General features: G+C 62.6%; 21 protein-coding genes and 1 pseudogene. 10 read left to right on the top strand and 12 right to left on the bottom strand.

The window, feature by feature from the left end; all coding sequences use genetic code 11:
• Window positions 1-12: 12 nt before the first annotated feature.
• Both thiE and CAF70_RS20815 read right to left on the bottom strand, forming a co-directional pair.
• The gene (thiE, locus tag CAF70_RS20820; RefSeq protein ID WP_085625745.1) at window positions 13-636 is read right to left on the bottom strand and encodes a thiamine phosphate synthase; all 624 of its coding nucleotides are present in this window, start codon (window positions 634-636) and stop codon (window positions 13-15) included.
• Window positions 637-650: 14 nt separating this feature from the next.
• Window positions 651-1448, bottom strand: coding sequence for a hydroxymethylpyrimidine/phosphomethylpyrimidine kinase (locus tag CAF70_RS20815; protein ID WP_085625744.1), 798 nt, complete (start codon window positions 1446-1448; stop codon window positions 651-653).
• A 265-nt stretch (window positions 1449-1713) separates the two neighbouring features.
• Between CAF70_RS20815 and CAF70_RS20810 the strand changes: the two genes are divergently transcribed.
• Both CAF70_RS20810 and CAF70_RS20805 read left to right on the top strand, forming a co-directional pair.
• A complete protein-coding gene (locus CAF70_RS20810; protein ID WP_085625743.1) occupies window positions 1714-3702 on the top strand; it encodes a hybrid sensor histidine kinase/response regulator in 1989 nt (662 codons plus the stop codon).
• A 482-nt stretch (window positions 3703-4184) separates the two neighbouring features.
• Window positions 4185-4445 (top strand): DUF3077 domain-containing protein, encoded by a 261-nt coding sequence (locus CAF70_RS20805; protein ID WP_085625742.1) that lies wholly within the window; start codon window positions 4185-4187, stop codon window positions 4443-4445.
• A 523-nt stretch (window positions 4446-4968) separates the two neighbouring features.
• On the opposite strand, the gene CAF70_RS20800 is transcribed toward CAF70_RS20805, so the two are convergent.
• A complete protein-coding gene (locus CAF70_RS20800; RefSeq protein WP_085625741.1) occupies window positions 4969-6372 on the bottom strand; it encodes a PAAR domain-containing protein in 1404 nt (467 codons plus the stop codon).
• A gap of 255 nt (window positions 6373-6627) precedes the next feature.
• Between CAF70_RS20800 and CAF70_RS20795 the strand changes: the two genes are divergently transcribed.
• From CAF70_RS20795 to CAF70_RS20785, 3 genes are all read left to right on the top strand, one after another.
• A complete protein-coding gene (locus CAF70_RS20795; RefSeq protein ID WP_085625740.1) occupies window positions 6628-8280 on the top strand; it encodes an acyl-CoA dehydrogenase family protein in 1653 nt (550 codons plus the stop codon).
• Window positions 8281-8457: 177 nt separating this feature from the next.
• Complete coding sequence (amn, locus tag CAF70_RS20790; protein WP_085625739.1) at window positions 8458-9921, top strand: AMP nucleosidase; 1464 nt, start codon at window positions 8458-8460, stop codon at window positions 9919-9921.
• Window positions 9922-9927: 6 nt separating this feature from the next.
• Complete coding sequence (locus CAF70_RS20785) at window positions 9928-10560, top strand: pseudouridine synthase (RefSeq protein ID WP_085591636.1); 633 nt, start codon at window positions 9928-9930, stop codon at window positions 10558-10560.
• Between the two features lie 113 nt (window positions 10561-10673).
• On the opposite strand, the gene CAF70_RS20780 is transcribed toward CAF70_RS20785, so the two are convergent.
• Both CAF70_RS20780 and CAF70_RS20775 read right to left on the bottom strand, forming a co-directional pair.
• Window positions 10674-10877, bottom strand: a complete 204-nt coding sequence (locus CAF70_RS20780; RefSeq protein WP_003249787.1) for a DUF2788 domain-containing protein — start codon at window positions 10875-10877, stop codon at window positions 10674-10676.
• 54 nt (window positions 10878-10931) lie between these two features.
• Window positions 10932-11408 (bottom strand): Lrp/AsnC family transcriptional regulator, encoded by a 477-nt coding sequence (locus tag CAF70_RS20775; protein WP_003249795.1) that lies wholly within the window; start codon window positions 11406-11408, stop codon window positions 10932-10934.
• A 395-nt stretch (window positions 11409-11803) separates the two neighbouring features.
• Here CAF70_RS20775 and CAF70_RS20770 point away from each other — a divergent pair, with 395 nt between their 5' ends.
• Window positions 11804-12589, top strand: coding sequence for a DUF6515 family protein (locus tag CAF70_RS20770; protein WP_085625738.1), 786 nt, complete (start codon window positions 11804-11806; stop codon window positions 12587-12589).
• 124 nt (window positions 12590-12713) lie between these two features.
• Here CAF70_RS20770 and CAF70_RS20765 read toward each other — a convergent pair whose 3' ends face one another.
• Window positions 12714-13586, bottom strand: a complete 873-nt coding sequence (locus CAF70_RS20765) for a cation diffusion facilitator family transporter (RefSeq protein ID WP_085625737.1) — start codon at window positions 13584-13586, stop codon at window positions 12714-12716.
• Between the two features lie 22 nt (window positions 13587-13608).
• Window positions 13609-14028 (bottom strand): polyribonucleotide nucleotidyltransferase, encoded by a 420-nt coding sequence (locus tag CAF70_RS20760; protein WP_085625736.1) that lies wholly within the window; start codon window positions 14026-14028, stop codon window positions 13609-13611.
• Window positions 14029-14143: 115 nt separating this feature from the next.
• On the opposite strand from CAF70_RS20760, the gene hrpB reads away from it, so the two are divergent.
• Window positions 14144-16672, top strand: a complete 2529-nt coding sequence (hrpB, locus tag CAF70_RS20755) for an ATP-dependent helicase HrpB (protein ID WP_085625735.1) — start codon at window positions 14144-14146, stop codon at window positions 16670-16672.
• 14 nt (window positions 16673-16686) lie between these two features.
• On the opposite strand, the gene CAF70_RS20750 is transcribed toward hrpB, so the two are convergent.
• The 3 genes from CAF70_RS20750 to CAF70_RS20745 all read right to left on the bottom strand — a co-directional run bounded on the left by CAF70_RS20750 (window position 16687) and on the right by CAF70_RS20745 (window position 18252).
• Window positions 16687-17343: a C39 family peptidase gene (locus CAF70_RS20750; protein WP_256573298.1), complete on the bottom strand. Its 657-nt coding sequence runs from the start codon at window positions 17341-17343 to the stop codon at window positions 16687-16689.
• On the bottom strand, window positions 17340-17516 hold the full coding sequence (locus CAF70_RS27585; RefSeq protein WP_158090320.1) for a hypothetical protein: 177 nt from the start codon (window positions 17514-17516) through the stop codon (window positions 17340-17342). The genes CAF70_RS20750 and CAF70_RS27585 overlap by 4 nt, the downstream gene beginning before the upstream one ends.
• 166 nt (window positions 17517-17682) lie before the next feature.
• On the bottom strand, window positions 17683-18252 hold the full coding sequence (locus tag CAF70_RS20745; RefSeq protein WP_085625734.1) for a hypothetical protein: 570 nt from the start codon (window positions 18250-18252) through the stop codon (window positions 17683-17685).
• Between the two features lie 590 nt (window positions 18253-18842).
• Here CAF70_RS20745 and CAF70_RS28225 point away from each other — a divergent pair.
• Window positions 18843-18965 (top strand): annotated as a pseudogene (locus CAF70_RS28225) (hypothetical protein); the annotation flags it as partial.
• 127 nt (window positions 18966-19092) lie between these two features.
• Here CAF70_RS28225 and CAF70_RS20740 read toward each other — a convergent pair.
• Both CAF70_RS20740 and CAF70_RS20735 read right to left on the bottom strand, forming a co-directional pair.
• The gene (locus CAF70_RS20740) at window positions 19093-19584 is read right to left on the bottom strand and encodes a hypothetical protein (RefSeq protein WP_085625733.1); all 492 of its coding nucleotides are present in this window, start codon (window positions 19582-19584) and stop codon (window positions 19093-19095) included.
• A gap of 87 nt (window positions 19585-19671) precedes the next feature.
• Window positions 19672-20328 (bottom strand): YciC family protein, encoded by a 657-nt coding sequence (locus CAF70_RS20735; RefSeq protein ID WP_085625732.1) that lies wholly within the window; start codon window positions 20326-20328, stop codon window positions 19672-19674.
• 167 nt (window positions 20329-20495) lie between these two features.
• On the opposite strand from CAF70_RS20735, the gene CAF70_RS20730 reads away from it, so the two are divergent.
• Together CAF70_RS20730 and CAF70_RS20720 are read left to right on the top strand one after the other, a co-directional pair.
• Window positions 20496-21248, top strand: a complete 753-nt coding sequence (locus CAF70_RS20730; RefSeq protein WP_085625731.1) for a DUF2076 domain-containing protein — start codon at window positions 20496-20498, stop codon at window positions 21246-21248.
• Between the two features lie 162 nt (window positions 21249-21410).
• On the top strand, window positions 21411-21890 hold the full coding sequence (locus CAF70_RS20720; protein ID WP_085625729.1) for an NYN domain-containing protein: 480 nt from the start codon (window positions 21411-21413) through the stop codon (window positions 21888-21890).

The raw sequence follows: 21890 nt of genomic DNA, 5'->3' as shown, positions 1-21890 counted from the left end.
GGTTCTCTCGAATCAGGATGCGAACAAGGCGTTGAAGGCGCGGGCGCGGCGGGTGACTTCCTGCGCGCTGTCGGCACCGAACAGGCCGTGGATCACCGCCAGCAGATCGGCGCCGTGGGCGACCAGCGGGGCGGCGTTGTCGAGGGTAATGCCACCGATCACCGCGATCGGCAGTTTCACCTGGGCGCGCGCCTGCTCCAGCAGTTCGATGTTGGCAGCGGGGGCGCCGGGCTTGGTGACGGAGTTGAAGAAGCGGCCGAAGGCCACGTAGCTGGCGCCTTCGCTGGCGGCCTGGGTGGCCAGCTCGAGGCTGGCGTGGCAGGTCGAGCCGATGATCGCCTGGCGGCCGAGCAGGGCGCGGGCCGGGGTCAGCGGGCCGTCGGTCTGGCCCAGGTGCACGCCGACGCCCAGGCGCGCGGCCAGTTCGGCATCGTCGTTGATGAGCAACTGTGTGCCGTAGCGCTCGCAGAGCTTCATCAGCCCTTCGGCCTCACGCAGGCGGCGCGCCGCGTCGTCACTTTTGTCGCGGTACTGCAGCAGGCACACGCCGCCTTCCAGTGCCGCCTCGACATGGGACAGGAAACGGCCAGCGAGCAGCTGGCTGTCGGTGATGGCGTACAGACCGCGTAGCTTCATGGCAAGGCCTCGTGTCAGGAGCAGAAATCCAGCGGCAGGCGGCGCGGCACAAACTGGCCCTTGCCCAGCTGTTCGGCGTCACGCAGGGTGCGCCAGGTGTAGTCCAGGGCGCTGCGTACGGCGCTGTCCAGTTGCTCGCCGAGGGCCAGGCGGCCGGCCAGGGCGCTGGCCAGGGTGCAGCCCGAGCCATGATAGCTGCCCGGCAGGCGCTGGCAGGTCCAGGTGTGGCGCTGGCCGTCGCGGCTGTACAGGCGGTTGTGAATTTCGTCTTCGTCGCCGTGACCGCCGGTAATCAGCAGGTGTCTACAGAACGGCAACAGTTTCTCGGCACACTCGTCGGCGCTGCCGTCGGGCAGTTCGGCCAGGATACGGGCTTCGGGCAGGTTCGGTGTGGCTACGGTCGCCAGCGGCAGCAGTCGTTCGCGCAGGGCGTAGCCCACTTCGTCCTTGCCCAGGCGGCCACCACCACCGGCACGCAGCACCGGGTCGCAGACCAGCGGCAGGTGCGGGTGGGCGGCCAGCAGTTCGGCGACGGTGTCGACCATCTCGATCGAGCCGAGCATGCCCAGCTTGACGGCGGCCACCGTGGAGTCGGCCAGCACGGCATTGGCCTGGGCCAGTACCCACTCGCGGTCGAGCACGCGGAAGTCGGAAACGTTGACGGTATCCTGCACGGTCAGGGCGGTCACCGCAGGTGCGGCGTGACAGCCTTGGGCGAGCAGGGCTTCGATGTCTGCCTGCAGGCCGGCGCCGCCACTGGGGTCGTGGCCGGAGAGACAGAGGACAACGGGGCGGGAGCTGTAGGTATTCATGGTCGGCGAGCTTACCACCAATCCTGTTTGGACGGATCGTCCGACAAACGAGTTTTGCTGATCGTTCGGTCAGAATCACTTGCAATTGTCATCTGAAAGTATTGATTTAGAGCCTTTTCTTTGTGGTTTGATATGGTCGATTACCAGGTTGCAACGCTATGCTAGAGTGCTCGGATAACTCTACAAACGGGTTCTGCCGGATCGTGTCGTCTCAAACGGATAGGAGGCAACCGCGGCTCGACTGGACAGGCCATGCTGGGGCTGTATGCGCTATTTGCTGATTGTGCTTCTGGGCTTGCTGCCCGTGCTGGCCGGGGCAGTCGATTTCGACGACGCTACCCGGCATCTTCCGCTGGGCAAGGCCATGCAGGTTTATGAAGACCATGATGGCAGTGCCAGCATCGCCCAAGTCAGTGCTCCTGGTTTCGCCAGGCATTTTCGCCGCCACCACGAAGACGTGCTGAACGCCGGCTATTCCACCTCGGTGTTCTGGCTCAAGCTCGAACTGCGCCCTGTCGCCGCGCCCGGCGCTGCCCCCCGGCAATGGCTGCTGGAGCTGGCCTATCCGCCGCTGGATCACCTCGAGCTGTACCTGCCCGACCGCAGTGGCAGCTACCGCCTGGCCCAGCGCACCGGCGACGCCTTGCCCTACGACAGCCGGCAGATCCGGCAGAACAACTACTTGTTCGCGCTGCAGCTGCCGCCTGGCCAGGTAACCACCGCCTACCTTCGCCTGCACAGCCAGGGCTCGGTGCAGGCGCCGCTGGCGCTGTGGTCCGCCGAGGCCTACATGGAGCAGCAGCCCACACGCCTGTATGTGCTGGGGATGATCTATGGCGTGCTGCTGGTGATGCTGGTGTACAACCTGTTCATCTACCTCAGCGTGCGCGACGTCAGCTACCTCTATTACATCCTCTATATCGCCTCGTTCGGTTTTTACCAAGTGTCGGTGAATGGTGCCGGGGTGGCTTACTTCTGGCCGGACAGCCCGTGGTGGGCGAATGCTTCGACGCCGCTGTTCATCGGTGCAGCCGGCCTGTTCGGCTGCCAGTTCGCCCGGCATTTCCTGCAACTGGGCAGCATCAACCGTGGTTTTGACCGGCTGCTGCAGCTGCTGATGCTGGGTGGCGCGCTGGTCATGGTGTTGGCGGTGAGCATGCCCTACGGCGTCGCCCTGCGCATGGCCACGGTGCTGGCATTGTTGTTTACCGTGAGCATCTTCGCTGCCGGGCTGTACGCCTGGTGGCGTGGCTTGCGCGTGGCACGCTGGTTCATCATCGCCTGGACGGCGTTTCTGCTCGGTGGCCTGGTCAACACTTTGATGGTGCTGGGTTATCTGCCGAATGTGTTCATCACAATGTATGCCAGCCAGTTGGGGTCGGCGCTTGAGGTGGCGTTGCTATCGCTGGCGCTGGCCGACCGTATCAACAGCCTGCGCGAGCAGCAGGCGCAGACCTTGCGTGATACCGGGCGCACGCTGGAGCAACTGAACCTGCAACTGGCCAGGAGCAACCGGCTGAAAGATGAATTCCTGGCCTGCGTGACCCATGAGCTGCGCACGCCGATGAATGGCGTGATCGGCTCGCTGGAGCTGATGCATACCCTGCCGATGGAGGCCGAAATGGCCCAGTACCACCGCACGGCGGTGGGCTCGGCCCAGGGCATGATGGACATGGTCGATGCCATCCTGACCCTGTCCGAACTGCAGGCCGGCCGCCTGCGCGCGCAGCCGGTGCCGTTCAGCCTGCGTGACCTGCTGCAGGGCGTGCGTGCCGGTTATGCCGGGCAGGCTTTGGGCAAGGGCTTGTATCTGAGCCTGGACATCCCGCCCGATGTGCCGGACGGGTTGCTGGGAGATGCTCAGAAGCTGGCCCGCTGCCTGGGGTGCCTGGTGGACAACGGTTTGAAGTTCACCCACCAGGGCGGGGTGATGGTTCAGGTGCGTGGCCGCCGGGCGGGGCGGGATGACCTGGCGTTGACTTTCATTGTCAGCGACAGCGGAATCGGCTTCGATGACCTCGACCAGGCGACCCTGTACCAGCGCTTCTTCCAGGTCGATGGCTCGATGACCCGGCGTTATGGCGGGCTGGGGATTGGTTTGTCGATCTGCCGGCAGATGGGGGAATTGCTGGGGGCGAAGTTGTCGCATGAATCGACGCGGGGGTTGGGGAGCCGGTTCGAGTTGAGTTTGAACATGGCTATTGCGCAGGTGCAGATGGCATCGAATGTTCTGCAGACGCGACGGTCGCTTTAGAGATTTTCGCAGGCTTTGTCGGGGCTGCTTTGCAGCCCTTCGCGGGCACGCCCGCTCCCACAGGTGTGGCGCCAGTCCAGGCGATGCGCGATCCCTGTGGGAGCGGGCGTGCCCGCGAAGGGCCGCAATGCGGCCCCAGGACATACCCTGACCGCACCTGCACTCCTACAATAACGCCAGACTCTTCCTACGCTTCAGCACTGGCAACTCCACCCCCTGCGAAATACCCTACAACCTCTGTCGACACGCGTCTGATTGTTCCTGCAAATCCCGCGCTCTAGGCTTTTCCAGTCGCTGGCGGTTCAGCGATCGGGTGTGGAAACCTGGCAAGACATAATGGTGCGAGTCGTTACGACAGCTGTACGCGGGAGGCCTTTAGGCCTACCGGGTTCGCACCATGCCTGGTTTTCCACCCCGTGTGCAGCTGTCACCCCTATGTGTGGAAACGAACGGGTGGCACATATCTCCATGGTGCCGAACTCATGAACGACGAAACCAAAACCACCCCTGGCGTTACCTACTTCTACCAAGGCGAAAGCCAAACCCATCCATTGTTCCGCATCGCCGAGGGCATCCCCTGCCGCAGCGCCCGTGAGCAGGCCTCGGAACTGATGGGCTATGCGCGGGACTTGTCGCTTACCGGTTTGATGGATGGCGACCAGCAGATGATGTGGGCTTCGCACTACTTCGCAGCAATGGCCAAGGCGCTGCTGGATGATGCCGAGCTGGGTTTGATGCGCTGATTTTTATTTGGCTGCACCGGCCCTTTCGCGGGTGAACCCGCTCCCACAAGAGTTGTGCATAGACTGAAAGATGCGCTATCTCCGTGGAAGCGGGTCCTTCGCGATGAATCCTTTGGCGTGGTTGAGTGTTAGTTGTAAAAAAAGTACGTTATTCCAAGCCAGATTGCACCAAAGTAAGTCAGGCAGTTGCAAGTCAGTAGTTGCCTTCTTAAGTGTCTGGGGAAGTCGTCTATGTCTTTTGGATTTAGTTTGTTGTGGCGAATGTGCAGGTTTTTTATTGGCCAGAACAATACAGCTGATACGACTCCGGCTAATTGTAATCTGGAGCGAAGGCTCCGCTTTCCCCATATTGCAATATTCAATGTTAACCAATAGCTGCTTGGCAGTGCAGAAATCATGGTCTCCAGTGTTTTAGGTTGAGCTAAGCGGATGTAGAGTGCCAGCCCGCTCATGCTCATGAGGCACGGTGCCATTAACATTAGTAGTTTTATGGTTTTCGGTGTGAATTCCATGATGTATCTATCTACTCCGTATATTCATAAATGGCTTCGCCAAACCACTCGCCTCCAGCCATCCCGGCCATGCTTCCGGCAGTAGTACCTGCGCCTACAATAATGATGGTGCATGCAGCTGCGCTAAGTGGTCCAAAACTTAAGCACGCGGCAGCAGCAACAACGCCTGACGCTTTGCCCGCAAGCGTCCCTGCCATTAACCCCCCGGCAAAACTCCCTGATTCTTTAAATGTTACCTTTTTACAGGCTTCAGTTCTTCCTTCTTGGCATGCCTGCTGAATATTTATTAGGCCGCTTCCTGCGCCTAGCCCTACTCCTACATAACCTCCTTTTTTAAGGTAGTTCGATAGACGTGCTATTTTATCCAGATGCGTTGAATATCCCGGTATCGCTCCAGGCGCCCCGGCTTTGCTCCAGTGGTGAACAAGACTACGGCTCGATATCCCCAGATCCCTGCGCAAGCTGTCATAACTACCCAAATTCATGTGCTTATTAAGCAGACCCATGCTCAGATGTGCATCCAATTGTCTGAAAAGCTTTGCACGCTCAGCAAAAAAATCGGGACTCTGCAGGTGTCCATACTTCGAGAACTGGCGCTGGTGCAATGCTTCAATCTTGCGCAACGTCGCGCTCAGATCATCCAACGCCCGAGCCATCATGGCTTCGCTCACGCCCATCGCCAGGCTGGCATCGTTGAGCAACCCGGCTATTTCGGGCAAGTGGCGCATCATGAATTCGGCTTCCTCCGGCGTCAGTTCTGCCAACGCTTCCCGCGCCTGTTTCGCCGCACTCATTGCAGTCAGTTCTTCACGCGTGCACATCGGCCGCCGCAAACCGTCACCAATGACAAAGATCTCACCTGCCTTGAACCCACTCTGATATGTCGGGTTCAGTCGCTCCAGAATCGAACTCGGCAAATTGGCCTGCGGCGCGCCGAGCTCTGCCAAAACTTCCTGGTACGTCATGCAACGTGGAATGATGTAGAAACCAGGTTCCATGCCTTGCGCAGCGGCTGAGGGCTGGAATGCCCCAGGTTGATAGCTGCTTCTTACCTGATTACTCGCTTGAGCCTGTGGCGGTGCCTCATGAACGGCCTCAGGTACAGGCGCCCTGCGCGGCGCCGGAGCTGAATGCCCCCCCGCAATCAGGCGATTGCTGCCCAATGGGCACCCGCATTGCACCAGCGCTCCATCCAAAGCTGTAGGTATGCCGTCCTGCTGCCAGCGGGACTCGCCTTCGATGAGGGTGCCCTCTTGGCCACAGCGCGGGCAGGGGGTGGTCTTGTCGCCCTTTAGCAGCCAGTCTTTACCGTGTACACGGCCCCTGGCCTGGCCGGCAATGCAGATGGCGCCAGTGGTGGTTTCGTCCCCGTCCAGGCCCTGGCCTCGGCCGAAGATGTTCATGCGCATGCTCATGGCTCGCCTCTTTTAAAAGTGGAAGCCAGGAACCTAGCAGCCTGTAGGCTGGTATTTTCAGGCTGGGGAGGGTTTGGGAAGGGTCCTACAATGGATAGGGATTTCGACTACAGTGCTTTCTGATGATGGTGCGGGAATCGGGTCAGGGCTGACATGCGCCCCCCCACCACATGTTTAGTCATTAATGTCACTTTGACTGACTCGTACAGAGTGCTTCACTGGGTCTCTCAAGCTACCCGGATCCAGGAGCCCCCGATGAACCTGCACCAGTACGCTGAAACCCACGAAGTCACCAACCAGCCACCGCCCCTCGACGGTGCCAACCTGTACCGCCTCGACCTGCCGTTACAGGAATGGTCGCGGCGTTTCGGTGCGGGTTGGGCCGAATCGCGGATCGATGCCTACGGGGCCCTGGCCGGCGGCCCGCTGATGCAGGCGGGCTTCCTGGCCAACGCGCACAAGCCGGAGTTCAGCAGCCACGACCGCTACGGCCATCGCATCGACCTGGTCGAATTCCACCCTGCCTACCACGAACTGATGCGCACCGCCGTCGAGCACGGCCTACCTTCGCTGCCTTGGGCCGAACCCCGCCCCGGCGCCCATGTGGCACGGGCTGCGATGACCTACCTGCACAGCCAGGCCGAGGCCGGTACCGGCTGCCCGCTGACCATGACCTTCGCCGCAGTCCCGGCTCTGCGGCTGCAACCCGAACTGGCCGAATACTGGTTACCGAAAATCCTCGCCTGCGAATACGACCCGCGTAACGTCGGCGACCGCCACAAGGCCGGCGTCACCCTGGGCATGGCCATGACCGAGAAACAGGGCGGCACCGATGTACGCGCCAATACCACCCGGGCTTATCCGGTCGGCGCAGCGGGCCCGGGCCAGGCCTACGAGCTGGTCGGCCACAAGTGGTTCTGCTCGGCCCCCATGTGCGATGCCTTCCTTACCCTGGCCCAGACCGAGAAAGGCCTGAGCTGCTTCCTGCTGCCGCGCCACCGCCCGGACGACAGCCGCAACCAGTTCTATATCCAGCGCCTGAAGAACAAGCTGGGCAACAGTTCCAACGCCTCCAGCGAGGTGGAATTCCGCGGCGCCCTGGCGTGGATGGTCGGGGAAGAAGGGCGGGGCGTGCCGACCATCATCGAAATGGTGGCCATGACCCGCTTCGACTGCATGGTCGGCTCCAGCGCCCTGATGCGCCAGGCGCTGACCCAGGCGACACACCACTGCGCGCACCGCAAGGTCGGTGGGCGGCTGCTGAACGAACAGCCGTTGATGCAGAACGTACTGGCCGACCTGGCACTGGAAAGCGAGGCAGCGCTGGCCCTGAGCCTGCGCATGGGGCAGGCGCTGGAACAGCTGGAAGACCCGCAACAGGCGCATTTCGCCCGGCTGATCACTGCGGTGGGCAAGTACTGGATCTGCAAGCGTGCGCCGGCCATGATCAACGAGGCCGCCGAGTGCCTGGGCGGGGCGGGTTACGTGGAAGACAGCATTCTGCCACGGCTTTATCGCGAAGCGCCGGTGAACTCGACCTGGGAAGGTTCGGGCAATGTGCAGTGCCTGGATGTGCTGCGCTCCCTGTCCAAGGAGCCGGGGGTGCTCGATGCGCTGTTCGCCGAGCTGGGCGATGGCCACGGCGACCCGCGCCTGGCGGCGCACATCGGTAATCTCAAAGGCGCGTTCGCCGACACCGGCGACATGCAGTACCGCGCGCGGCAGCTGACCGAGGATATTGCCTTGGCGCTGCAGGCCAAACTATTGCTGGAGGCGGGCAATGCGGTGGTCAGTGATGCGTTTATCGACAGCCGCTTGACGGGCGGCGGGCGTGTGTATGGGGCGTTGCCGCGGGGTGTGGATGTGGAGGCATTGGTTGCCAGGGCGACGCCAGCCTGGGCGGACTGAGCTGGCTTCTTCGCGGGCACGCCCGCTCCCACAGGTACTGCGTCGTACTTTAGGGCAGTGAAGATCCTGTGGGAGCGGGCGTGCCCGCGAATGAATCCAAGACCGATCAATGGGGATGTATTTAGCCAAGAAGGCAGGCAAGATGGTTCACATGCATGTCCAGACAGGAAGCACAGTGTGAGCCAAGCTTTTGTAGTCGTTGATACCCCCGAACAGGCCGTCGACCGTCTGGCGGCCCTGCATGAACAGGCCACCGGGGCCCTTAGCCAGGCCCTCAAGCGTTACCTGAAGGACCGTACCGAGCCGGGCGTCGAAGAGCGCGACCTGTTCCGCTACCCGGCGTTGCGCCTGACCTACTATAGCCACGGTGAAGTCGCCGCCACCACGCGGGCCTACGCCAAGGTCCAGGTGGCCGGTACCTACAGCGTCACCATCACCCAGCCGGCTGCTTTTCGTGGCTACCTGCTGGAGCAACTGCGCCCGCTGATGCATGACTACACCGTCACGGTAGAGGTTGGCGTCAGCGAACAGAACATCCCTTACCCCTACGTGGTTGACCAGGGTGACGAACTGGCCGGCAGCGGCATCACCGCCGCGCAACTGGCTCGGGTATTCCCAAGCACCGACCTGTCGGCTGCCACCGACAACATTGCCGACGGCCTGTACGACTGGGGTGGCGCCGAAACCTTGCCGCTGGCGCTGTTCGATGCCGCGCGGGTCGACTTCTCGCTGCGCCGCCTGGTGCACTACACCGGTAGCGACTGGCGCCATGTGCAGCCGTGGATCCTGCTGACCAACTACCACCGCTATGTCGACCAGTTCATCAGCCACGGCCTCGACCAGTTGCGGGACGACCCGCGCTTTGTGCGCATGGTGCTGCCTGGCAACGTGGTGATCGAAAAGGGTATGGACCACGGTGAAACCCAGGCCCTGGTGGCCAGCGTGGTCTGGCACCGCTACCAGATGCCGGCGTACCACCTGATCGCCGCCGACGGCGATGGCGTCACGCTGGTCAACATCGGCGTCGGCCCGTCCAATGCCAAGAACATCACCGACCACCTGGCCGTGCTGCGCCCTCACTGCTGGCTGATGATCGGCCACTGCGGTGGCCTGCGCCAGTCGCAGACCATTGGCGACTATGTGCTGGCACACGCTTACATGCGGCGTGACGGTATTCTCGACCGGGTGGTGCCGCCGAACATCCCGATTCCGGCCCTGGCCGAAGTGCAGCTGGCCTTGCAGGAAGCCGCCGCGCAGGTCACCGGCGAGCGTGGCGAGCAGCTGAAGAAGCGCTTGCGCACCGGTACCGTGCTGACCTACGACGACCGCAACTGGGAGCTGCGCTGGGCCCAGGAGCGGCCGCTGATCAACCTGTCGCGTGCCGTGGCGGTGGACATGGAAAGCGGAACCATTGCCGCCCAGGGTTACCGCTTGCGCGTGCCATACGGCACGTTGCTGTGTGTGTCCGACAAGCCGCTGCACAGCGAGATCAAGCTGCCGGGTTCGGCTAACGCCTTCTATAACCGGGCGGTCAGCCAGCATCTGAAGATCGGCATTGCCGCCCTCGACCTGCTGCGCACCGAGCTCAACTCGCTGCACTCGCGTAAACTGCGCAGTTTCGATGAGCCGCCGTTCCGCTGAGGATCCATGTCACTGCCACCCCGTTCCAAGCCGCGCCGCCCCCAGGCGCGGCCTGCCACCGGCCCGCGCCGCCAGCCCAAGGCGCCACCGGCCGAGCCGCGTCTGATCCTGTTCAACAAACCATTCGACGTGTTGACCCAGTTCAGCGACGGCGACGGGCGCGCGACGCTCAAGGACTACATCGACATCCCGGGCGTTTACCCGGCCGGGCGGCTGGACCGCGACAGTGAAGGCCTGTTGCTGCTGACCAACGATGGCGGCTTGCAGGCGCGCATTGCCGACCCGAAGCACAAGCTGGCCAAGACTTACTGGGTTCAGGTGGAGGGGGAGCCGAGCGAGGAGCAGTTGCAGCGCTTGCGCGACGGCGTGGAACTGAACGACGGGCCGACCTTGCCGGCCGAGGCGCGGCGCCTGGACGAGCCCGAACTGTGGCCGCGCAACCCGCCGGTACGTTTTCGCAAGAGCGTGCCGACCAGTTGGCTGGAGCTGGTGATTCGCGAAGGGCGTAACCGCCAGGTGCGGCGGATGACGGCGGCGGTGGGGTTGCCGACCTTGCGCCTGGTGCGGGTGCGGATTGGTGACTGGGCGCTGGATGGGTTGGAGCAGGGCTGCTGGCGCGAAGTGGCCGCCAAGCTTTAGTTCAGTTCAAGGGCCTGTTCGCGGGCACGCCCGCTCCCACAGGTAGGGTGCAGCCCTCAAGTGCAGCGCCGGCCCTGTGGGAGCGGGCGTGCCCGCGAATGGCCTGGAATTTTCTACACCCCTTCGAGAAACCCCACCACCACGCTCTTGATGATGAACGCCAGCACCCCCAGCCCCAGCACGAAGAACAGGATCAGCGTGCCGAACTTGCCCGCCTTTGACTTTTTCGCCAGGTCCCAGACGATGAAGCCCATGAAACCGATCAACACGGTGACCAGGATGATCATCATCCACTCTTCGAATACGGCGGGATCCATCGGTGTTCTCCTGGCGGGTTGAGCGGCTGATTATACGCCTGCTGGCGCAGGCAATTAACGCAGGTGGGTCAATGGCAGCTCGGTGCTGGCCAGCACCTGGTTCAGCACGAAGCTCGAACGCACGCTGGTGACGCCTTCAATACGGGTCAGGCTGCCTAGCAGCAGTTTCTGGTAGTGGTCCATGTCGGGCACCACTACTTTCAGCTGGTAGTCGGCATCCATGCCGGTGACCAGGCTGCATTCGAGCACCTGGGGCAGGTTGCGGATGGCCGCCTCGAAGGTTTCGAAACGCTCCGGGGTGTGGCGGTCCATGCCGATCAGCACGTAGGCCGTCAGGCTCAGGCCGAGCTTCTTGCGGTCGAGCAGGGCCACCTGGCGCGAGATATAGCCATCGTCCTCCAGTTGCTTGACCCGACGCGAGCATGGCGAAGGCGACAGGCCGATGCGTTCGGCCAGTTCCTGGTTGGAAATGCGCGCATCGCGCTGCAATTCGGCGAGGATGCTCAGGTCGTAGCGGTCAAGTTTGCTCATGGTGGATGCCTTTTCTGTTCCGATTGCGGTGAATTATCAATCCAGGGTGAAAAATTGCGCAAGTGCTATTTGTCTGAGCAATCTTCGCAATCCTCTGCTGCAACTGCTTCGGTATCTTTATCCACAGAATCACTGCCCGGACATCAGTCCACGGCGACGCGCCCTAGGCGGGCGGTCGCGGCCAGCCATCCAACAGGATCTGCAGGCCCCCGGGCTACACACTTTCCAGAAGACGGTGTGAGGTGAGCCGGCGCCACAAGTGCCGAGCACGGACGACAATTCCTGAAGGGAGGCCCTGCGGCCTCCCTTTTTTCATGTCCGGATTTTTAATTGGCCTGCGCGACGGGCGCGGTAGACTGGCGCTGGTTGCCGTATTTTCTACCGAGAGGAACAACATGAAGTCGCGCATCTGGCAGTTGGCAGGTGTTGGTGTGCTGGGGTTGAGCATCAGCCTCGGGACCATGGCCGAAGGGCAGGGTGAGGGGGCGCCGGGGCGCTCGCTCAACTCGCGTGACGAAGTACAGCAGACCCAGCCGCCACGCCAGGGTTACTACCAGGACATTCCCCGCCGTCATGGTGAGAATCGCCACTGGGAAGCCGGTGGCCAGGGGCAACGGCCTGGCGGTGACTGGCAAGGGCGTCCGGATGGTCATGGCGATGGCTGGGGGCCTGGGCCGCAGTATCGCCCGGGGCACACCATCGATCATTTCCCGGACCGCTACTGGAAAGTGCCCTACCGTGGCGACGACTACTTCTACTCCGGTGGTTACTGGTATCGCCCCCATGGTGGCCGTTATGTCGTGGTGACCCCGCCCCATGGCGTGCGGGTCGACTACTTGCCGCCCTATGCGCGGGAAGTCTGGCTGGGCGGGGCGCTGTTTTTCCTGGTGGCCGATACCTATTACCAGTACCTGGCCGACAGCCGCGAGTACGTGGTGGTCAACCCACCAGTGGCCGTGCCGGCACCCGTAGGCGGTGGGTATGACGTGGTGGCCTACCCGATGTATGGGCAAGGGCAGGAGCAGCAGGACCAGGATCGTTACCAGTGCCATCGCTGGGCGGTGGGCCAGTCAGGGTTCGACCCGGCAACGGCGACGTACGCGCCGCCGGCCAATGTGGCGGACAACTACCGACGGGCGCTGGGTGCCTGTTTCAGCGGCCGGGGTTACAGCATCAACTGAGCCAGATGTGCTGCCTGTTCTGGCCCTATCGCCGGCAAGCCAGCTCCCACAGGTATTGCGCATGCCTTCAGGCCGGTGCGGTTCCTGTGGGAGCTGGCTTGCCGGCGATAGCGCCCTTGCAGGTTCACACCGGATCCGCATGCACCATCACATCCGCCTGTGGATAACGCTGGCGGATCACCCTCGAGGCCTCCACGCACAAGGCGTGCGCTTCATGCAGCGGCAATTGCCCCGGCATATCCAGATGCAGCTGGACGAACCACTGGTTACCCGAGACCCGGGTACGAAGGTCGTGCACGCCTTCAACCCCGGGGATGGCCAGCACCAGCGCAGCCATGTCTTCGCCGACCTCGCCGGGCAGTTCCTGGTCCATCAGGATGGCCGTACTCTCCCGGGCGATCTGCAGCGCGCTCCAGAGGATGTAGACGGCGATACCCAGGCCGAACAGCGCATCCAGCTGCGGCCAGCCAAAGCGTGCCAGCAGCAGGGCCAGCAGGATGCTGCCGTTGAGCAGCAGGTCCGAGCGGTAGTGCAGGGAGTCGGCCCGCACCGCCGTGGAGCCGGTCAGGCGGATGACCTTGCGTTGCAGTGCCAGCAGGGCAAGTGTCAGCACCAGCGACAGCAGCATTACCGCGATACCGACGGCAGTATCGCCGAGCGGTTGCGGGGTATGCAGGCGTTCCACTGCCTGTACACCAATCAGCACTGCACTGACCCCGATGAACAGCGCCTGCGCCATGCCGGCCAGGGCTTCGGCCTTGCCATGACCGAAACGGTGGTCGTCGTCGGCCGGGCGCAAGGCATAGTGCACGGCGAGCAGGTTGAGGAACGAGGCAACGGCATCCAGTGCCGAATCGGTCAGCCCTGCCAGCAGGCTCACCGAGCCGCTCAGCCACCAGGCCAGCGCCTTGCTCAGGACCAGGATGCTGGCCACCGCCAGTGATGCGCGGGTGGCCAGGCGTAGCAGGCGCTGGTGTTCAGCCGGGGTGGTCGTCATCCGTGGTCAGAATCCTTGTGGTTCAGGCTGCCGGCACCAGGCCCAGGCTGGCCAACTGCTCGATGCTGCCGCGCTGCTGGATCAGCCGCGGGTCGTTCAGCGGCAGACGTTGGCCCAGCTCGCTCTCCAGAATGGCCTGCAACTTGGTGTTGTCGACCTTGCCATCTGGGCTGACGGCTTCGCGCAGTTTTACCGGGTCGACCTGAGCGGACCGCCCGCCTGAGTAATAGATGGCGCCGGTGGCGAAGTCGATACCGAAGGCGATCAGCCCCGGGATCACGTAGAACAGGATGCCGATGGCATCCATTGCGGCAACCACAGGGTCGATCTTGCCGCCAATCTGGCCGCGACGCTCCGGGTAGAGAATGGTGCCGCAGGCGGTCAGTTGGGTCAGCAAGGTGACGATGAGGGCGCCACCGATGACGCGGGTTGGGATGCGCATGTAAATCTCCGAAAGGTATTCAGCAGGGCAAGCGAAGCGCCTGCACCTGAAGCTAAGACCATGATAGAGCAGGCTGGGTTCGCCGTTATACTCGCGGGACTGTTCGAGGACCACCATGATTTCATTACCGATCGATGCTGTCTTGCCTGCCTTGCGCCAGGCGCTGGAAAACCGTGACGAAGCGGTGCTCGAAGCCCCTCCCGGTGCCGGCAAGACCACGCGCGTACCGCTGGCGCTGCTCAACGAGCCATGGCTGGCCGGGCAGCGCATTCTCATGCTCGAGCCCCGGCGCCTTGCGGCGCGGGCGGCGGCGGAACGGCTGGCCAGCGAGCTGGGCGAGCAGGTTGGCGAAACGGTGGGCTACCGCATTCGCCTGGACAGCAAGGTCGGGCCGAAAACCCGTATCGAGGTGGTGACAGAGGGTATCCTCACCCGCCGCCTGCAGGCCGACCCGGCGCTGGAGGGGGTGGGCTTGCTGATCTTCGACGAATTCCATGAGCGCAGCCTCGACGCCGATCTGGCCCTGGCCTTGAGCCTGAATGGCCGCGAATTGCTGCGTGATGACCCGCCACTGAAGATTCTGCTGATGTCCGCGACCCTGGAGGGCGAGCGCCTGTCGCGGTTGCTGGATGATGCTCCGGTAGTCAGCAGCGAAGGCCGCATGCACCCCGTCGACATCCGCTGGGGGCGCCCTTTCCAGCCGGGTGAGTTCATCGAGCCACGGGTGGTGGACAGCGTGTTGCAGGCGCTGGCCGACCAGGCCGGCAGTGTGCTGGTGTTCCTGCCGGGCCAGGCCGAGATCCGCCGGGTGCACCACAGCCTGCAGGAAGCGTTGGGTGAGCGGCCCGAAATCCTGCTGTGTCCGCTGCATGGCGAACTCGACCTCAATGCACAGCGTGCAGCCATCGACCCGGCGCCCAAGGGCCTGCGCAAGGTGGTGCTGGCCACCAACATCGCCGAGACCAGCCTGACCATCGACGGCGTGCGGGTGGTGATCGACGCCGGCCTGGCCCGGGTACCGCGCTTCGACCCCGGCAGCGGCATGACCCGCCTGGATACCCAGCGCATTTCCCGCGCCAGTGCTACCCAGCGCGCCGGCCGTGCCGGCCGCCTGGAGCCCGGCGTGTGCTACCGCTTATGGTCCGAAGCCCAGCATGACCAGCTGGCCGCCCACGGCAGCGCCGAAATCCTGCAGGCCGACCTGGCCGGCCTGGCCCTGCAACTGGCACGCTGGGGCGTTGCGCCCGAGCAGTTGCGCTGGCTTGACCAGCCGCCCACTGCCGCTTTCGCCCAGGCCCAGGACCTGTTGGCGCGGCTCGGTGCCTTCAAGCCTGGCAGCCGTGACAACCTTAGCGAACACGGCCAGGCCATGGCCGAACTGCCGGCCCATCCACGTATCGCGCATCTGCTGCTGCGCGGGCAGGACCTGGGCCTGGCACAGATGGCCTGCGATGTGGCGGCACTGCTGGGCGAGAGGGATATCCAGCGCGGCGGCGGTGCCGACCTGCATAGCCGGCTGGCGCTGGTCAGCGGCGAGAGCAAGGCTACGCGGGGCGGCCAGGGTGGTGTGCAACGTGCCCGGCAACTGTCTCGCCAGTACCGCGGCCTGCTGCGTGGCAAGGCCGGTGCACCGGTTGCCGACCCGGATCACCCACGCTGGCTGGGTGCACTGCTGGCGCTGGCCTACCCCGACCGCGTCGCCCAGCAGCGCCGCGAGGGTGGTGCGGAATATCGGCTGGCCAACGGCCGTGCGGCGCTGTTTGCCGAAGCCGATGCGCTGATGAAGTGCCCGTGGCTGGTGATTGCCGACCTGGGTAGTCGCCAGGGCCAGCGCGAAGAGCGCATCTATCTGGCCGCCGAGTTCGATCCGGCGCTGCTCGAGGGCGTGCTGGCTGAACAGGTCGAGCGGGTCGATATCCTCGATTGGGACGAGCGCGAGCAGGTGTTGCGCGCCGAACGCCAGGTCAAGGTCGGCGAGCTGGTGCTCAGCCGCGAACCGCTGCCCGGCCTGGATGACGAAGCGCGGGCTCACGCGCTGCTTGGCCTGGTCCGGCGCAAAGGCCTGAACCTTCTGACCTGGACCCCCGAGCTGCGGCAATGGCAGGCGCGCGTGGCCTTGCTGCGGCAGCTGGACCTGGCCAAGGACGGCCACAGCGAATGGCCCGACCTGGCTGACGAGGCCTTGCTCGCCAGCCTGGAAGACTGGTTGCAGCCCTACCTGGGCAAGGTGTCGCGCCTCAGCCATTTCGCTGCGCTGGACCTGCCGTCGATGCTGCGCAACCTGTTGCCCTGGCCGCTGCCGCAGCGCCTGGAAGAACAGGCCCCCGCGCATCTGGCGGTACCGTCCGGCTCGAACATCCGCCTGGACTACAGCGAAAACCCGCCGATTCTCGCTGTGCGTTTGCAAGAGCTGTTCGGCCTGGCCGATACCCCACGCATCGCCAACGGCCGCCAGCAGGTCAAGCTGCACCTGCTGTCCCCGGCACGCCGCCCGGTGCAGGTGACACAGGACCTGGCCAACTTCTGGCGTACGACCTATGCCGAGGTGAAGAAGGACCTGAAAGGGCGCTACCCGAAGCATTACTGGCCGGACGACCCGCTGGTGGCGGAGGCCACGGCGCGGGCCAAGCCCAGGGGGACCTGAAGGGGCGGCTGCGCTCAAGGCGCCGGCACTTGCTGCAAGGTACGGGTCACGTGCTGCTCAGGGGCCACCGCGTTGCCGTGGGGCGGGGTAAGTGCATGGTGCCGGGGAAGGCCGAAACCCTCTCGGCCAATTATCAGGGTTTCGCCGTGCCACTGCTCAGCCAGTTCGAAAAGTGGCATGCGCAAGTGACCTCGGGCTGGGTCCGCAAGGAAGGCGTGCCCCCCGGAAATTCCCTTGAGTACCACGAAGTGGTGAAGCTTCAGGTTGTTTGGCCGCAGCAGGATGATGACCGGCCCTTCCAACCGCGTAGCGGCCTCAATGGGCAGCATGATGCCGGCTGCGTGGTAGCCAAGGCGTTCCGCCGACTGTTTCAGGTCGAGCATGGAAAAACCTTCATGCATGCGTTCGGCTTCTTCCTCCTTGCTCAGGCGATACACGATATCCGCCAGAATCTGCGCCTCGTCCAGCGCCTCGCCAAAGTACCTGCCCAGCAGTATGGCAAGGGCTGCCGCACCACAGGAGTAGTCCAGCGTTTGCCGGTGGATGCCATTCATCTTCAGGGCTTTCAGGGAGGTCAGTTGACGTGGCTGGAACACCTCCGTCGCCAGCGCGGGGCAGGCCATGAGCAAGGGGATGGCCAGGTAGGCAATCCGCAAATGCCAGGCGCTCACAGAAAACGCCGTTTCAGATTCACCGAGAGGGCGGCGGGGCCTGCGTCGTCGTTCAAGCTGTAGCTGAGCCTGGGGCTGACCACCCAATTGGCGTCGAGGTTGTAGGAGGCGGAGAACGAGAGGTCCACTGGTTCGCTGTCCGAGCCGTAGATGGTCTGGCCCTCGGCTTTCATCCTGGCGTTGTAGGCATAGCCGAGGCGAGTGCCCAGGGACAGTTTTTCATTGAGCGCAAAGCCCAGGCCGGCATAGGTTTCGAGGCTCCAGCCCGGCTTTTTTGCTGCAGACCATTGATTAGGGTTGCCCGAGAGATCGGCTAGCCATGTATCAGTGGTGTGCTCCCTATGAAAGCGTTATGCCAATTTTTTGCATGAGTTCTACAGTGCGAGGGTCGGATAATAGGATTTCATTGAATTGTCGACGAAGCTCTTCGCTACGAACAGGGTCGGCGATCATCTGGTTGTAGTGTTGCTCTGGGGTTTCAATTCCATTTTTTTCTTGAAGCGTTCGATAGTGTTCAAGTATAAGTTGTGTGTATTCCGCTACCACGTCAGCGCCGGCGCTCGCTAGTTTCCCAGAGTTGCCGGTTCTGTTTCGCCATTCATCGGTCATGAGTGTGAAGTTCATATCAATGAAGTGCTCGCCCAGCCAGCTGGGTATCGCATGCTGCTTGGTACTTATGTCCGGGTCGGGGTTGTTGATGATGTCTTGATAGGCGCTCCGGCTTTTTTGTAGGGCAGCTTTCCCCTCGTCACTGATTGTGAGCTTTTCACCTTGCAAGGAACCAGTGGCATTGGCGACTGCATGTTGAAAGCTGGCAGTGGCGGTGGGCATCCCGGTGCTTGGAGGGCGTTGGGTGGTGGCTGTAACGGGAGCGTCCATATGCGCCCGCATTGAAGTAGGGTTTATCATTGCAGAACTTCCTTTACTAAGTAAAACTACCAACGGAAGGTGGTTATAGGGCGGTTCCAAGAGGTTTTGCGGAGTGCTTGATTGGTAGGCCGAAAACTTGCTTCGCCCAGGATTTGTAATTGATATTCAATGGCCACCGAGTTAACGAGTGACCACTGATTGGGGTTTTCGGATAGATCCGCCATCCAGATGTCTCCTGCTACCGTATATGTCGTTCCTCCATAGTTGATTTTCAGGTTTTCATGCGGTGAATAACTGCCGCCAACGTATCGAAATTGACGATAGTCTGTCTTGCTGCCAAACCCCTTCCATGAAACTAAGAATGGCATTCTTGGCTTGGAAAGAGGGAGGCAGAAAGCGTGCCAGCGCTGATTGAATCGGAGCTGTCACGGCTGCGGAGAAGTAGAAGTGCGGCTATTCGTCAAGAAACTATTAATTTGTATGTAACTTACGAAGTCTGTAAGTTTTGCCTGTAGGAGAAGTCGCGCTATAACGTCGACTAATTGTCGCGCGCGTCTGTGTTCTTTTCCCACGGAAAGGTTAGGGCGGCAATGGTTTGCCGATGTGGCAAGAGATTGCCGCCCTGGGAATTCTTGCGTACGACCTGTGCGGAGGTGAAGAAGGACCTGAAAGGGCACTAGCTGAAGCATTACTGGCTGGAAGACCCCTTGGGGGCCGAGGCGACCGCACGGGCGAAGCCGTGCGGTACCTGAAAGTGAGCGGTAATTCAGTTCTGCGGGCTACGTTCGATCACACTCGTGTAGTCGGTCCTTTGAAATTGTGCTCAGGCCAGGACGTGTAATGAAAGTGTCTTTCACCATATTGTCCCACCTGTGACGTTCAGTTTGCCTGTCTCAGCAGGAAGGTCACGATTTCACCCTCTTCGACGTTCAACAGGTACACCTTGTCTCCGCTATGGTGTGGTGTATCGGGGATGACACCCACCCTGTATCCGCGGTGGTCGCGCAGATGACAGACCAGCCCTTCATCGCTCGGATGCAGCGGTTCGATCTTCCAGTAATCGGTGACTTCGGCATACCGGTAGAAGCCCAGGTAGCCATTGCGACTGATGCCCAGTTTCATGACTGTCGGGTGCTCGGGAATGCTGATGTGGTGGTGCAGGCGATCTTCGGCGTGCGAGTGGTAATGAAAGTCCATCACCGGCGAGTCCTGTCGCCCACCCGCCTGCAACCAGTCATCCTCGGGGGGGAAGCCCCAGTTGAATTTGTCTGCGCTGCGGCTCAGGCGCAGGGGAATGTCGTAGTCGACGGCGCGCATGTACAGCTTGCCGCGAAACGACCTTGCGTATCGCGCCTGAATGTCTGCGTCCATGGTGCTCTCCCTGAATGGCATTGAAGGTTGTGCACCCTAATGCCAGGGCTCGGCAGCCAGGCAGATCGAAGACCTTCCCCGGCAACCTCAGGCGCTGGGCTCGCCTTCCAGCAACATGAACAGGCGGTACAGCACCACGGTGCTGAACAGTTGCAGGAAGCCGCTGAGGCTGTCCATGGCCAGCTCCATGCCTGGCGATGGCTCGGGGAAGGCCATCAGCAGCAGCCCGTCGATCAGCCAGATCGGTGCCAGCACGCCGACCACGCAGATCATGATGCGCATGAAGTGCCCGGTGGTCATGCTGGCGCTGTCACGCATCGCCTGCACCACCGGCCGGCCGCGCAGTACCAGCAGGTACTCGGCGAACACCAGGTTGATCATGATCCATACGCCCGGGAAGATGAACAGCGCAAGGCCCGCCATGATCAGCAGCGAGCTGATCAGGATCAGCAGGGCCAGTTGCGGCCACAGCTGCACGGCACGGGCGAACAGGTCGCGCTTGGCGATTTCCTGGCCGTTGCTGCGGGTGTCGAGGTACAGGATCAGCGCGGCGCTGTACAGCGGGTAGAACAGCAGGCTGACCAGCATGCCGTAGGCCGGCGATGCCTGGTCACCCATCTGCCGGTACAGCAGCTGGGTGAGCAAGGCTTCCAGCACCACCAGCGGCAGGCACAGCTGGAGGATGTTCGGCAGGTGGCGGCGGAAGAAGTACAAGGAGTCGCGCAGGACGCTCAGCGGATTCATCAGTCAAGATCGCATGGCAGTAAAAACAGGGGCCTAACTTTAGCCCAAAGCAAGCTTGAGGCTGTCATTTGCTGAAAAAAGTTTCACGCCGCCGGTGATTGAATCCCACGTCTGTACGCCCCATCTTTGACGCTGTCCGTTGTCCCGCTACCCCACGAGGTCGCCCCATGAATACTGAAGAACAAACCCTGATCGATGGCCTGTTCGGCCGCCTCAAGCAAGCCGAAGACCCGAGCCAGCCGCGTGATGCGCAGGCCCAGGCATGCATCGAGGAACACGTGCGTCAGCAGCCGGCGGCGCCTTATTACATGGCCCAGGCGATTCTGGTACAGGAGGCGGCCATCAAGCGCCTCGACGAGCAGAACAAGCAGCTGGAAGCCGAACTGAAGCAGGCCCGCGCCCAGGCCGAGGCCGCCCGTGTCGGCAGCGCGCCGAACAACGGCGGTGGTGGTTTCCTGTCCAGCATCTTTGGTTCGGGGCGCAGTGCTGCCCCGGCCGTGCAACCGCAGCGTCCCGCTGCCGCCCCGGTGGCAACCGGTGGTGGCTGGCGTGAGCCGTCGGCGCCGGGCTTTTCCCAGCCACAAGCGCAGCAGCCTGGCTTTGGCGCCGCACCGGCACGCAGTGGTGCCAGCAGCTTCCTCGGTGGTGCGATGCAGACCGCGGCCGGTGTGGCGGGTGGTGTGTTGCTGGCGCAGGGCATCAGCAGCCTGTTCAACCACAACTCGCAGCCGGAGGAGGTGGTCGAAGTGATCAAGGAAGAGCCGGCGCCGGCCAGTGACAACGGTGGCTGGAACGACTCGGGGGCGCAGCAGCAGGTGGCTGACAACGGTGGTTGGGGCAGTGACCAGGGTGGTTATGCCGACAGCGATTATGGCAGCGATGATGGCGGGTTCTTCTCCGACGACGATTCGTACGTCTGACAGGTCTGGCATACTGCTGGCAATTTTGGGGGCGCTTTGCGCCCCTTTCGCGACGCAAGGCCGCTCCCACAAGGGTACGCGAACCCCTGTAGGAGCGGCCTTGTGTCGCGAAAGGGCTGCAAGGCAGCCCCCAGCAATCCCGGCCTGACAAGAGATGCCCAGGTGAAAAAGATCGCGCTGTTCGCCGATGTGCAGAACCTCTACTACACCGTGCGCCAGGCCCACGGTTGCCATTTCAACTACGCCGCGCTGTGGGCCGATGTCAGCCGCGAAGGCCAGATCGTCGAGGCCGTGGCCTATGCCATCGACCGTGGCGACAGCAAGCAGCAGCAGTTCCAGCAGATCTTGCGCAACCTCGGTTTCGATGTGCGGCTCAAGCCCTTCATCCAACGCAGCGATGGCTCGGCCAAAGGTGACTGGGACGTGGGCATTACCCTGGATGTGATCGATGCCGCCAGCCGCGTCGACCAAGTGGTACTGGCCTCCGGCGATGGCGATTTCGACCTGCTGCTGGAGCGGGTGATCCAGCGCCATGGCACCGAGGCAGTGGTGTATGGTGTGCCCGGGCTTACTGCACTGTCGCTGATCCGTGCCGCCACCCGTTATGTACCCATCGAGGGTGCGCTGTTGCTCAAACACTGA

Origin of the sequence: Pseudomonas sp. B19(2017) (assembly GCF_002113165.1) — a bacterium.
Taxonomy (GTDB): Bacteria; Pseudomonadota; Gammaproteobacteria; order Pseudomonadales; family Pseudomonadaceae; genus Aquipseudomonas.
Note: the sequence above shows the minus strand (reverse complement) of the source record. Positions and strands in the feature narration are given on the sequence as shown.

Excerpts from the sequence above, each read along its gene's own strand:
- CAF70_RS20765 (WP_085625737.1), bottom strand. The coding sequence starts at position 13,586 with ATGACGACCACCCCGGCTGAACACCAGCGCCTGCTACGCCTGGCCACC.
- hrpB (WP_085625735.1), top strand. The coding sequence starts at position 14,144 with ATGATTTCATTACCGATCGATGCTGTCTTGCCTGCCTTGCGCCAGGCG.
- CAF70_RS20735 (WP_085625732.1), bottom strand. The coding sequence starts at position 20,328 with ATGAATCCGCTGAGCGTCCTGCGCGACTCCTTGTACTTCTTCCGCCGC.
- thiE (WP_085625745.1), bottom strand. The coding sequence starts at position 636 with ATGAAGCTACGCGGTCTGTACGCCATCACCGACAGCCAGCTGCTCGCT.
- CAF70_RS20760 (WP_085625736.1), bottom strand. The coding sequence starts at position 14,028 with ATGCGCATCCCAACCCGCGTCATCGGTGGCGCCCTCATCGTCACCTTG.
- CAF70_RS20815 (WP_085625744.1), bottom strand. The coding sequence starts at position 1,448 with ATGAATACCTACAGCTCCCGCCCCGTTGTCCTCTGTCTCTCCGGCCAC.
- CAF70_RS20805 (WP_085625742.1), top strand. The coding sequence starts at position 4,185 with ATGAACGACGAAACCAAAACCACCCCTGGCGTTACCTACTTCTACCAA.
- CAF70_RS20795 (WP_085625740.1), top strand. The coding sequence starts at position 6,628 with ATGAACCTGCACCAGTACGCTGAAACCCACGAAGTCACCAACCAGCCA.
- CAF70_RS20730 (WP_085625731.1), top strand. The coding sequence starts at position 20,496 with ATGAATACTGAAGAACAAACCCTGATCGATGGCCTGTTCGGCCGCCTC.
- CAF70_RS20800 (WP_085625741.1), bottom strand. The coding sequence starts at position 6,372 with ATGAGCATGCGCATGAACATCTTCGGCCGAGGCCAGGGCCTGGACGGG.
- CAF70_RS20810 (WP_085625743.1), top strand. The coding sequence starts at position 1,714 with ATGCGCTATTTGCTGATTGTGCTTCTGGGCTTGCTGCCCGTGCTGGCC.
- CAF70_RS27585 (WP_158090320.1), bottom strand. The coding sequence starts at position 17,516 with ATGAAAGCCGAGGGCCAGACCATCTACGGCTCGGACAGCGAACCAGTG.
- CAF70_RS20780 (WP_003249787.1), bottom strand. The coding sequence starts at position 10,877 with ATGGATCCCGCCGTATTCGAAGAGTGGATGATGATCATCCTGGTCACC.
- CAF70_RS20785 (WP_085591636.1), top strand. The coding sequence starts at position 9,928 with ATGTCACTGCCACCCCGTTCCAAGCCGCGCCGCCCCCAGGCGCGGCCT.
- CAF70_RS20770 (WP_085625738.1), top strand. The coding sequence starts at position 11,804 with ATGAAGTCGCGCATCTGGCAGTTGGCAGGTGTTGGTGTGCTGGGGTTG.
- CAF70_RS20740 (WP_085625733.1), bottom strand. The coding sequence starts at position 19,584 with ATGGACGCAGACATTCAGGCGCGATACGCAAGGTCGTTTCGCGGCAAG.
- CAF70_RS20775 (WP_003249795.1), bottom strand. The coding sequence starts at position 11,408 with ATGAGCAAACTTGACCGCTACGACCTGAGCATCCTCGCCGAATTGCAG.
- CAF70_RS20745 (WP_085625734.1), bottom strand. The coding sequence starts at position 18,252 with ATGATAAACCCTACTTCAATGCGGGCGCATATGGACGCTCCCGTTACA.